Annotated in this window: 8 protein-coding genes; 6 read left to right on the top strand and 2 right to left on the bottom strand. The window is 54.3% G+C overall.

The features are described from left to right. Positions 1–206 precede the first annotated feature (206 nt). Positions 207–995: a hypothetical protein gene (locus C1J03_RS21465; RefSeq protein WP_254694123.1), complete on the bottom strand. Its 789-nt coding sequence runs from the start codon at positions 993–995 to the stop codon at positions 207–209. Positions 996–1,353: 358 nt separating this feature from the next. Here C1J03_RS21465 and C1J03_RS21460 point away from each other — a divergent pair, with 358 nt between their 5' ends. Beyond that, a complete protein-coding gene (locus tag C1J03_RS21460) occupies positions 1,354–2,700 on the top strand; it encodes a tetratricopeptide repeat protein (RefSeq protein WP_254694122.1) in 1,347 nt (448 codons plus the stop codon). A 105-nt stretch (positions 2,701–2,805) separates the two neighbouring features. After that, positions 2,806–3,750 (top strand): homocysteine S-methyltransferase family protein, encoded by a 945-nt coding sequence (locus C1J03_RS21455; protein WP_114888430.1) that lies wholly within the window; start codon positions 2,806–2,808, stop codon positions 3,748–3,750. Positions 3,751–3,915: 165 nt separating this feature from the next. On the opposite strand, the gene C1J03_RS26000 is transcribed toward C1J03_RS21455, so the two are convergent. Further along, positions 3,916–4,041, bottom strand: coding sequence for a hypothetical protein (locus tag C1J03_RS26000; RefSeq protein ID WP_302661610.1), 126 nt, complete (start codon positions 4,039–4,041; stop codon positions 3,916–3,918). A gap of 404 nt (positions 4,042–4,445) precedes the next feature. Here C1J03_RS26000 and C1J03_RS21450 point away from each other — a divergent pair, with 404 nt between their 5' ends. The 4 genes from C1J03_RS21450 (at position 4,446) to C1J03_RS21435 (ending at position 12,361) form a co-directional block, all read left to right on the top strand. After that, on the top strand, positions 4,446–5,405 hold the full coding sequence (locus C1J03_RS21450; RefSeq protein WP_114888429.1) for a TAXI family TRAP transporter solute-binding subunit: 960 nt from the start codon (positions 4,446–4,448) through the stop codon (positions 5,403–5,405). 110 nt (positions 5,406–5,515) lie between these two features. Then, positions 5,516–8,263 (top strand): TRAP transporter permease, encoded by a 2,748-nt coding sequence (locus tag C1J03_RS21445; protein WP_114888428.1) that lies wholly within the window; start codon positions 5,516–5,518, stop codon positions 8,261–8,263. Positions 8,264–8,425: 162 nt separating this feature from the next. Beyond that, entirely contained in the window at positions 8,426–9,535 is a 1,110-nt protein-coding gene (locus C1J03_RS21440) for a carbon-nitrogen hydrolase family protein (RefSeq protein WP_114888427.1), read from the top strand. 84 nt (positions 9,536–9,619) lie between these two features. Beyond that, positions 9,620–12,361: an aminotransferase class I/II-fold pyridoxal phosphate-dependent enzyme gene (locus C1J03_RS21435; protein WP_114888426.1), complete on the top strand. Its 2,742-nt coding sequence runs from the start codon at positions 9,620–9,622 to the stop codon at positions 12,359–12,361. Positions 12,362–12,373: the final 12 nt, after the last annotated feature.

Genomic DNA, 12,373 nt, shown 5'->3' with positions numbered 1-12,373 from the left:
GATACGGCATCACGCGTTATGTAAATAGCACATGGAACGAGGGCAAAGACGCCTCTGCGGATATCCGCAGAGCTGGGCGTGGATCACAGGATACCAAACCCAAGTCAAACCAAAGCGGCAAACTGATTACCCTTCGATCGACACTCCCAATCTTCGGCAGAAAAACCTGAAGCGAAAGATGGGAGGACCGGATGCACCTGGGATCTCTATTTGGGGACGAGCAATTTTACTGTGAAACCGATCGTATCTTTTGGGCCGCGGCCTTCGTCGTAAAAGTTGCGCTCGTAGCTGACTTGGAACTGCACTGGTAAGCCGCTGATCTTTGTAAGCTTGGAGACTTTCATGCCAAGCGGCAAACTGGTGAATTTACTTCGGTCCCAGTCATAGACAACTGTCATATCAGAAGCGCCAAAAGACCAACCCTCTCCAAGGGACGCGGAAAGGATAGGTTGGACCGTTGAAATATTAATATCTGGAAGGTCGTCATTGCCAGCAACTGTGAGAATGTTCTGGTTGAAAAGCCCTGCAAGGCCCCAAGAAGGACGGGCAACAAAACCAAACGCCGGACCGATACCCCATTTTTCCGCGCTGACCCCATCTGCACCCGTTGGGAGCAAAGCAACAGCACCCACACCAACCCGTCCCCAATTGCGATCGAACGCCGCAAGGTTAAAGACTGTGGCGTCACCAAATCCTGTCGCACCACTCGCGCTTTGGGTCACATAGGGGAGGGTCAGGCGGGCTATGTTATTGATGCCGCCCAATGTGAACGGGATAGCCGAGCGAAACTGAACAATGTTCTGTTCTTCATCGGTGTTATGCAGATTAGGCGTGTAAAAATTCTGTACCTGAAAGGACATTAGGGACGCAGTTGGGTCGCTCGCTTGGCTGGAAATGGACTGACCTTCTTCCGCGTGCGTCGTGCCGGGCGCGACAAAAATACTCAGAGCGGAACAAAGAGCACCCATCGCATGCGCAGTAATTCGATGTTTCATATGGTCACCATGTAGCGAAAAGGACAATTGTTGTAGGGACGCTAAGTCAAAAGTTGTCAAAAGTATCGCCGTTTTCGGCATATTTGGACAATCTCTGCATCTCACACTGCGAGCAGCGCCTCTTGGGTAGTCCAGATCGAAAATTGGCGCATGCTTATAATTGGTCCGTCGGTGACTTGATGTCGAGAATGTCGGCATCATCGATTTCGCCTTCACACCAAAGCCGCGTTCATCTCACATTCCATACTGAACCAAAAATAACCGAATTCCCTTGTGGCAACGCCGTCTTAAAAAACCCGTTTTCTGTGCGAACTCCGTTGCCAACGCTTCGGTGGAGATGCCCGCGTAAACCAGCCGGATGCTGACTTTTTCAATTTATGCCCCTAAGGTTCTGACAACGCAGGTCGGAATAGGGCAGATCATGATGCTAACGGATGGCTACGGAAATAAAATCTCAGTGGACTCACAAGCCGCGCTAGATCTCTACGATCAGGGTGTTCGGTTGTTTCTGGGGGCCGGGTTTGGCGCACCGGACGCGTTTCAATCTTCTGTCGATCTCGACCCAAATTTCGCACTTGGTCATGTAGCCTTGGCTCGGTCTCTGATGATGTCTGGGCAGATGCCGCAGGCCAAAGCAGCGATCACCCGCGCTCAAGAGCTTGGATCAAACCTCGACAGTCGCCAGCGCCAGCATATCGAATGCATGGTGCTTCTTTCGTCTGGTCAGCCAAAACAGGCGCGTGAGTTGGTCAAAAACCACGTGCGCGACTACCCCCGTGACGCGCTTATCGCTCAGCTTTGTGCCAGTGTGTTTGGGCTGATCGGGTTTTCGGGCGAGGTCGGGCGAGAAGCCGAACTGCTTGCTTATACTTCAGCGCTTTTGCCGCATTATGGAGATGACTGGTGGATGATGTCGATGCACGCCCTGTCGCTGTGCGAAACAGGCCAAATCGATGCCTCGACAAGGTTGATGGACAAATCCCTTGCCCTGAACCCACGCAACGCAAATGCCGCACATTTCAAATCACATGCGCAATATGAAGGGGGCGAAACCGCTGCGGGCCGCCAGTACCTAGCGGGCTGGTTGTCGGATTATGACGATCGCGCAATCTTGCATGGACACTTAAGCTGGCATTCCGCCCTTTGGGCTTTGCACGACGGCGATGAAGCAGGGATGTGGGCCGCAATAGATGCTGGCGTTGGCCCTGGCGCAGCAAAAGGACTGCCGATCAATGTCCTTACCGACACGGCGGCCATTTTGTACCGCGCTGAGATGGCCGGGCTATCCGTAGACCCTGTTCGCTGGTCGGCGCTCAGCGACTATGCACAGCGTTTCTTTCCCGAAACAGGCCAGAGCTTTGCGGACATGCACGCCGCGTTGAGCCACGCAATGGCAGGAAACGGGGACCGTCTGGCTCATATTTCGGATACCGCCAAGGGCTTTGCCGGCGATCTTGTTAAACCCCTTGCACAGGCTTGGGGCGCGATCGCGCGTGAAAATTGGAGCGATGCCTTGGAGGAACTTGGCCAGGTCATGGGGTCAACGGAACGTCTTGGAGGAAGCCGAGCGCAGCGAGATCTTTTGGAACTGACATATGCGAATGTGCTTCTGAAACTGGGCAAAACGGCCGAAGCACAACGCTGCCTAACTACCCGCAGACCTGTTCTGACAGCCAATCTGTCTTTGGCGGGATTCCATTCCTGATGCAGTCTGGGGCGTTAGATGGTCCGGCCAAGGGCGCATTTGGTGAAAATATACCCATGAGCTAAATTCTTCTAAACGGATGTTTTGTGCGAAGGGAATGGCCGGATGGCACGATACGCGAAGAAGCTACCCCAATTGGATGGCGGGCGATTTCTAACCTATGTGGGTATGGAGACCGATCTCTTGTTTACCGAAGGCGTGGATTTGCCGGGCTTTGCAACCTACCCATTTTTGGAAACGGAGAAGGGGCGGGCTCTGCTTAAGCAGTACATTCAAAACCTAATCGAAGTTGCTCGGAAATTTGATCTTGGCGTTATCCTTGAGAGCCACACCTGGGTTGCAAACCGGGATCGTGGCGCGGCAATTGGGTACACACCTGCGACACTAAAAGACAGGAACATCCAATCCATTGAGTTTTTGGTGGCGGCGCGCGAAGCTTTTGGCGACCTGCCAACACTTATCAGTGCAAATGTGGGACCAAGAGCTGACGCCTATGCGCCATCCGAGCAAATGTCGGCGGACCAAGCGGAAGAATATCACTCAGAACAAATTGGAATACTTGCAAAAACTGAAGCAGATTTGATCAGTGGTTATACAATGGCCTACCCTGAAGAGGCGATTGGAATGGTTCAAGCCGCGCAGAAGCACAAGGTTCCTATCGTTATCGCCTTTACGGTCGAGACAGACGGATCCTTGCCGACGGGCCTCTCTTTGGGAGACGCAATCGAGGCCGTTGATCAATCAACCGACGGCTATGCCTCCTACTTCATGATAAATTGCGCACACCCGGATCATTTTGGCCAAATCCTTTCAAATGCGCCTTGGATGAACCGACTAAAGGGCATTGTCGCAAACGCATCACGTTGCAGCCACGAGGAATTGGACGAATCTGAGGTGTTAGACGATGGCCACCCCGAGGAGTTAGGTCAGCAACTTGCCAATATTCATAGGATGTACCCAAATATCAACATACTGGGCGGTTGCTGCGGAACTGACATGCGCCACCTGGCTTGTATCGCAAAAAGTCTGCGCACTGTGAACGTCGGTTGAAATCGCCTAAAGGCTCGATCAACAAATACGCGGCACATCTTCTGACCCGAAAGCGCATTGTTTCGGATTGGTGACGCTGCCCCTATCGCAAACTTAAAGCACCCCCGCCCATTATCGGCCAGTCCGGCGCAATGCGGATGACGTCTCATTGCTCTGGGTCCAACATCAGCCCAAGGGTTCGGGGGTATCCACTTCGGGCAGATCGGAAATGATCAAGAAACATCCGGCAAGGGTCGTCTTTCTGACCACCGGGCCACGTGCAACACGGGCCTTGCCAGAAACGTTCAGCACTACTGATTCCAGCGGCCGAGAACGTGATTTTTCAGCTTATCTTAGCATACCCGCACCCAATGCCCTCCAAATGGGGCGTGTAAAAACGCAGTGGGTTGGTGAATTTATTAAACACGGCATGGGATTGACTTGCGTATATATTCTACGACTGCGGGAATTTGAGTTCAAAGTTAGGGGTTTGGGCAAGATTGGATCGTGCTGCCGACGTTGCTCTTGCTCAATATATCAAACGTGCATAACCTGATCAGATAGAATCTGGCGGGCCCTTTCACTTTATCGTTGAAATGAAAGTAATCCCGGTGAGAATTGGTGTGATGGAGCTGCTCGTCTGGCTTGATTATATCAAAATGCCACGACTGAGGCCAACAATGGCATCAGCGAAATAATATTTAGGGAGACCAAGAATGAAACTACTCAAGACACTTGCGTTTGCTGGGGCCATGATGGCCGGCACAACAGCATTTGCTCAGGAAAAATTCCTCACCATCGGGACCGGCGGTCAGACTGGTGTTTACTTTGTTGTGGGTCAGTCGATCTGCCGTTTGGTAAACCGTGGCTCTGCCGATCATGGTTTGAAGTGCACAGCACCTTCAACTGGTGGCTCTATCGCAAACATCAACGCGATCAAAGCGGGCGATATGGACATGGGCGTTGCTCAGTCCGACTGGCAGTTTCACGCCTATAACGGCACGTCAGAATTTGCCGATAACAAATTCGACAAAGAGCGCGCTGTATTTTCTGTACATGGTGAACCCTTCACGGTCATCGCACGTGCCGACGCTGGCATCAGTTCATTCGAAGACCTCAAAGGTAAGCGCGTGAATATTGGCAATCCTGGCTCTGGTCAGTATGCCACAATGAAGGTTGTGATGGACGCTCTTGGTTGGACCTTGGACGACTTCGCACTCGCATCCGAGCTGAAGCCAGCCGAGCAAGCCGCCGCATTGGGTGACAACAAAGTTGACGCAATCATCTATACTGTTGGCCACCCAAATGGTTCCATTCAGGAAGCGGTTTCAACCGTCGACGCGGTAATGGTACCGGTTGAAGGCCCTGCCATCGACAAGTTGATCGCGGATAACCCTTACTATGCTGCAGCCTCCATTCCCGGCGGCATGTACAAAGGTTCCGATAACGAGACCAAAACTTTCGGCGTGAAAGCGACATTCGTGACATCTGCGGATGTGGACGATGACCTCGTCTATGAAACCGTTAAAGCGGTGTTTGACAACTTTGACCGCTTCAAGCGCCTTCACCCTGCGTTTGAGAACCTCAAGCAAGAAGAAATGATCTCGGACGGTCTATCTGCTCCGCTGCACTCCGGTGCTGCGAAGTACTACAAAGAACAAGGCTGGATTGAGTAATCTGACCTGAAATAATGGCGCGGCGGCAGGAATACTGCCGCCGCGCCATTTACGATACGACACTACTTACAAACGCATTCGCCCTAAGGCGAGGCAGCAGGGGGACGACCATGTCAGACAAGAATCAACAGCAAGCCGCAGCCGTTGAAGCAGCCGCCGATGGGCGGGGCGGGCTTTCGCAATCTGAACTTGATGAACTTGTCGCATCCTCTGATACCGGCGGCAGATCCGCCGCAGGCTTTGTGGGGACGTTCCTCATGCTGGTGGCACTGGCTTGGTCGCTGTTTCAGCTTTACATCGCGTCGCCCTTTGGCCTTTTCAATGATACGCTAGCGCGGTCGATCCACCTTGGATTTGCCATCTTCCTCGGCATCATGGCCTTTCCGGCTGCCCGAACAAAATTTCAGGTCGGCCTCGGTGTAATTGTACCTGTCGCTCTTGCCGCGCTCTTTATGATCAGCGCCAAGGACGCGACGCCCATCTGGTGGATCCCGATCCCCGCGGCCGGTGTTGTGGCGACGGTATTGCTTGGCTCGCCCAAGGATCGCATACCAATCTGGGAATGGGCATTGGCTATCGTTGGCTCACTCTGCGCGCTGTATCTCTTTATGTTCTACCGGGAGATCGCGGACCGCGTTGGTGCCCCGATCCTGCAAGACTATGTGGTTGCCGTTACAGGTCTGATGATCTTGCTTGAGGCAACGCGCCGCGCCCTTGGGCCTGCGCTGATGATCGTGGCGAGTGTGTTCCTGATGTACACCGTTCTTGGCCCAAATATGCCAAGCATCATCGCCCACAAAGGCAACAGCCTGTCGGAAATTGTGAACCACCAGTGGATCACGACCGAAGGTGTATTTGGCATCGCCCTTGGGGTTTCGACCTCGTTTGTGTTCCTCTTCGTGCTGTTTGGCTCGCTGTTGGACCGTGCGGGTGCCGGTAACTACTTTATTCAAGTTGCGTTCAGCTTGATGGGTCACATGAAAGGCGGCCCTGCAAAAGCAGCTGTTGTGTCTTCTGCGATGACGGGCCTGATTTCGGGCTCATCGATTGCCAACGTTGTAACGACAGGGACATTCACGATCCCGTTGATGAAAAAGGTTGGTTTTTCATCTGAAAAAGCCGGCGCTGTCGAAGTTGCATCATCGGTCAATGGCCAGATCATGCCGCCAGTCATGGGGGCCGCGGCCTTTTTGATGGTCGAGTATGTCGGCATCCCCTATTTTGACGTGGTCAAACACGCGTTCCTTCCTGCGGTGATCTCCTATATTGCGCTGGTCTACATTGTGCATCTCGAAGCGTTGAAGGCCGGCATGGAAGGTTTGCCGCGCGCCTATACACCAAAGCCAATTGTGCAACGTCTGATCGGTATCGCCTTCGCCATCGCGGTGATCTGCGTGCTGTCATTTGTCGTCTATTACGGCATGGGCTGGATCCGTCCGGTGTTCCCAGAAACGGCTGGCTACATCATCTTTGTGTTCCTCAGCCTCGTTTATGCGAGCCTGCTTTATGTGGCATCCAAAGAAGAGCCGCTGGAACTTGATGATCCGAACGCGCCAGTAACTGCGTTGCCACTTCCGGGCCCAACGATCCGGTCTGGTCTGCACTTCATCCTGCCCGTTGTTGTTCTGGTTTGGGCGCTGATGGTTGACCGTTTGTCGCCTGGCCTCTCAGCCTTTTGGGCGTCAGGTTACATGGTGTTTATCCTCTTAACACAGCGGCCGTTGATGGCGATTTTCCGCGGCGAAAGCCGTCTGGCCAATGACGTCAAAGAAGGGTTCAGCGACCTAGTCGACGGCCTGGTGACTGGCGCGCGTAATATGATCGGTATCGGCATCGCTACGGCGACAGCAGGTATCATCGTGGGCGTCGTCAGCCAGACAGGTGTAGGATCTGCGCTCGCTGATGTTGTCGAAGTGCTTTCGGGCGGTAGAATTCTTGCGATCTTGTTGCTCACTGCAGTGCTGTCTCTGATCCTTGGTATGGGCTTGCCGACAACGGCAAACTACATCGTGGTATCAGCGCTTTTGGCTCCGGTCATCGTGACGCTTGGCCAGCAAAACGGCCTTATCGTGCCGTTGATCGCGGTGCACCTCTTTGTGTTCTACTTCGGCATCATGGCGGATGTGACGCCACCCGTCGGCCTCGCGAGCTTTGCTGCGGCGGCTGTGTCGGGCGGTGATCCGATCAAAACAGGCGTGGTCGCATTTTTCTATAGCTTGCGCACAGCGGCCCTGCCGTTCCTGTTTATCTTTAACACAGAGCTGCTGTTGATTGGTGTGACGTGGGCGCAAGGGCTCTTTGTCTTTGTGGTCGCGACCATAGCCATGTTGCTCTTTGCTGCAGCGACCCAAGGGTGGTTCTTGGCCAAAAACCGGTTCTATGAAAGCATCGCGTTGTTGTTGATCGCCTTTACGCTTTTCCGTCCGGGATTCTGGATGGATATGGTCTCACCGCCATATTCTGAGCAAGAGCCTTCAGCGATCGTGCAAGCAGCACAAGATACACCAGCGGGCGAAGAACTACGCTTGCGGGTGGCAGGTTTGAACGATCTGGGTGACCCGATTGAATTCGTCGCATTGTTGCCAATTGGCGACGGGGCGACGGGCGAAGAAAAGCTTGAAGCTGCGGGTTTGGTCTTCCGCCAGGACGGGGACAAGATGATTGTGGATGACGTCGTCTATGACAGTGCGGCACAATCTGCCGGACTTGATTGGGATCAAGAAGTTCTGCGGGTTCTGAAGCCTGTGGGGCAACCCTCCAAGTACCTGATGTTCATCCCGGCACTGCTGCTTTTGGGGCTGGTTGTCTTCCTGCAAAGGGGCCGTAATGCGCGCGGGCCGCGCCCGGCGGCGGCGTAAGGGTCATCTTCTCAGGGAGCGCATATGAGATTTGCAACAGGTGCACGGAATGTTGTCACGTGGGCTGTTTCACATCGCGCATATTGGGCGTAATGAACGGCTCAGGCGGTTGGTGCGGCGAGGATGTTCCTCGCCCCGTCGCCCGTACCGGAGTGAATTGATATGACCCCTTTCGCAATTGCTGGCGTACAGATGTACGTGAATGCACTGCAATCCAACGTCGATGGTATGATCCATCGGCTGGATATCCTGATGGCGCGTTTCCCGTGGACGCAAATGGTGCTGTTCTCGGAACTGGCGCCGTTCGGCCCGCTTGACCGTTATGCCCTGCCGGCCGAAAACGATACTCTTGAGGTGTTTCAAGCCGCTGCGCGCAAGCACCGTGTCTGGCTGATCCCCGGATCGATGTTCTTGCGCGACGCAGCAGATGGGCGCATCTATAACACGTCCGTCGTGATCAACCCTGAAGGCGAGATTATCCGCCGCTACGCCAAAATGTTTCCGTTTCGGCCATACGAGACGGGCGTCGCGGCTGGCACTGAATTCTGTGTATTTGACGTACCGGATGTGGGCCGCTTTGGCCTGTCGATTTGCTACGACATCTGGTTCCCGGAAACCACGCGCCAACTCACCAGCCAAGGCGTCGAGGTCTTATTGCACCCGGTGTTGACAGGCACCACGGACCGCGATGCAGAGCTTGCCATTGCGCGGGCCACAGCGGCACAATTCCAATGCTATATCATCGATGTGAATGGTTTGGGCGCGGGCGGCGTGGGCAAATCCTGCGTTATCGACCCGACATCCATGGTGCTGCATCAATCTGCGGGTCAAGAAGACATGTTCCCGATTGAAGTGGATCTATCCATGGTCCGCCGTCAGCGTGAAACGGGCATGAAAGGATTGGGCCAGGTGCTTAAATCCTTCCGCGACCGCTCGACTGACTTTTCTGTCTATGACCGCAGCAGTGGCACGGATGCCTACCTGCAAACCCTTGGCCCACTTGAGACCCCTCAGCAAGGATCGCGAGCAGGCCTGCATGTGGACGTACCCGCGCAAAGCGTACCTGAAGTGCCCATCTACAAAGGTACGGAAGCTGCTTCAAATTTGACCGATTCACAGCCAGATTTTGCACCAGAACCGATGCCGAACCCAACAGCTGGCACCGCGTCTCAACCCCAGGCGGCACCAACGCCTGCACCGGTTGCGGCGCAGCCAAACCCACCCGTCAAACCCGGCGTTCTTACCGGGTCAGGCGAAACATCTAGCGGCTAGGCCTACGCAAGCTTTTGGGGTGGTGCCACACTGTGCCACCCCGAAGAATGCAAAGGCCTACCCCGCCCCAGCGGAGAACGACCGATGCATTCTATGAACGACTATTCCTCCGCCATTCAATTGCGATCTGACCGGTGGAGCGCATTGCGCGAAAGCACGGGGGCGATGACGCGCTCCCCGTCAGCCAAAGATGCCAAAGCGCTAACCAATCGCATTGGTGACTTGTTTGAATCGCTGGCATTGATTGAGCCCTATTGGGCCTTTCCCGGCATGGCCGCCTTCGACCATATGCGGCGTCTTTGGGAACATAAACATTACGACGATCTGAGTTTCGCCACGACACGCGTAACTCGGGCGCTGACAACGGGTGCGTATCGCCGTCGCACGATTCCGTTGGAGCGCGACAGCCTAGACAATCAGGATGAGCACGACGACGAAGCCATGCTCAGCCCCGAAGCGCGCGCGATGAGTAAGCCCTATTTTGAAGTGCTGATTGTCGACAATGTGAACGAACAGCAGGAACGCTGGCTAAAATCGAATGTGTCGCGGATGCGCCGTACTGAAGACCAGTTTATGTATGAGGCGGTCGTGGTGCCCTCGCTTGAGGATGCGCTGATCGCGGTGATGTTCAATCACAACATTCAGGCCGTGATTGTGCGCCCGGGCCTGACGCTGAAATCCAAAATGGTCGAGAGTATCCTCACGCGCTATTTGGCCCGTGCAGGGGGCCGGGACGAAATCGACGCATTGCTGCCTGAAAACTACGGACCAGAGCTGTGCCGGATGATCGCCAAAGTGCGGCCTGAGCTTGACGCTTATTTGGTGACCGAACGCTCAGTTGAAGACATTGCCGGTCTAGATTTGGGTATTTGCCGCCGCGTTTTCTATAACCAAGAAGACTTTATGGAGTTGCACCTGAACATCCTGCGCGGCGTTCAGGCTCGGAATAAATCACCCTTTTTCACCGCCCTCGTCGAATACTCCAAACAGCCTACCGGCGTTTTCCACGCGATGCCGATCAGCCGTGGGAAATCGATCACCCGGTCACATTGGATCCAAGACATGGGGGCGTTTTATGGCCCCAATATTTTCTTGGCAGAGACCTCTGCAACATCCGGCGGGCTTGATAGTTTGCTGGAACCGCATGGGCCGATAAAGGAGGCGCAAGAACTTGCCGCGCGGGCTTTCGGCTCCAAGCAGACTTTCTTTGCCACCAACGGCACCTCGACCTGTAACAAGATCGTTGTGCAGGCGCTTGTGCGTCCCGGCGATATCGTTTTGGTCGACCGCGATTGCCACAAATCACACCACTACGGCATGGTCTTGGCCGGTGCGCAGGTTAGCTATCTCGATAGCTATCCGTTGAGCAAATATTCGATGTACGGTGCGGTGCCCCTGTCCGAGGTCAAGCATCAGCTCTTGAAACTCAAAGCGGCTGGCAAGTTGAACAAAGTTCGGATGCTCTTGCTGACCAACTGCACATTTGACGGTCTGGTCTACAACGTGGAGCGTGTGATGGAAGAGTGTCTGGCGATCAAGCCAGACCTGATTTTCCTCTGGGATGAAGCATGGTTTGCCTTTGCCCGTTTTAATCCAACCTACCGCCAGCGGACCGGGATGAACGCGGCCAACACGCTGCGCATCAAGTTCAAAACGGAGGCCCATGCCAAGGCTTACGAAGCCCAGCAGGAAGCGCTGAAAGATGCGGATGAAGAAACACTGCTCAACACCCGTCTGATCCCTGCGCCCAATGCGCGGGTTCGGGTGTATGCCACGCAATCCACACATAAAACGCTGACGTCGCTGCGGCAGGGTTCAATGATCCATGTCAACGATCAGGACTTTAAAGGCGAGGTGGAGCAATCATTCCATGAAGCCTACATGACGCACACGTCGACGTCGCCAAACTACCAGATCATCGCGTCGCTTGATGTGGGGCGCCGGCAGGTTGAGTTGGAAGGTTTCGAATTTGTCCAACGCCAGATCGAGGCGGCCATGTCGATGCGCCGTGCGATCACAGATCACCCACTTCTCAGCAAGTATTTCAAGGTTCTGACAGCGGGCGACATGATACCTGAACAGCACCGCGAAAGCGGCGTGACGAGTTACTATGATACCGAACAGGGCTGGACCGACATGTGGGACTGCTGGGAGATGGACGAGTTCGTTCTTGATGCCACGCGAGTCACGCTTGCGGTTGGTGGTACGGGTTGGGACGGCGATACGTTTAAGACTGACATCCTGATGGATCGCTACGGGATCCAAATCAACAAGACATCGCGCAATACGGTTTTGTTCATGACCAACATCGGCACAACGCGGTCGAGCGTTGCATATCTGATTGAGGTGTTGGTGGAGATTGCCAAATCGCTAGATGATTTGCATGACGATGCCAGTCGGATGGAAAAGCTATCGTTTGACAAGCGTGTCGCCAACTTGATGGAACACTACCCGCCGCTGCCTGATTTCAGTCGGTTCCATGAGGCATTTCGCGCAGATGATGTGACGCCCGAAGGCGATATTCGAACGGCTTTCTTTTTGTCCTACGACGAAAACAACTGCGATTACCTTGAGCTGAATGGCTCGTTAAAGGCCGCGATGGATTCGGGCGAAACGGTTGTCTCGGCCAGCTTCATCATCCCCTATCCACCCGGATTTCCGATCCTTGTCCCCGGACAGGTGGTCAGCCAGGAAATCCTGTCGTTTATGCGCGCGCTCGATGTCAGTGAGATCCACGGCTACCGCCCGGATCTGGGTCTGCGTGTGTTTACCAAAGAGGCGCTGGACGAGGTGCGCCAAAAGAACCTTCTGTCTTCCCCGGAATAAAAAGGACCTACA

Source organism: Sulfitobacter sp. SK012 (assembly GCF_003352085.1).
Classification (GTDB): domain Bacteria; phylum Pseudomonadota; class Alphaproteobacteria; order Rhodobacterales; family Rhodobacteraceae; genus Sulfitobacter.
Note: the sequence above shows the minus strand (reverse complement) of the source record. Positions and strands in the feature narration are given on the sequence as shown.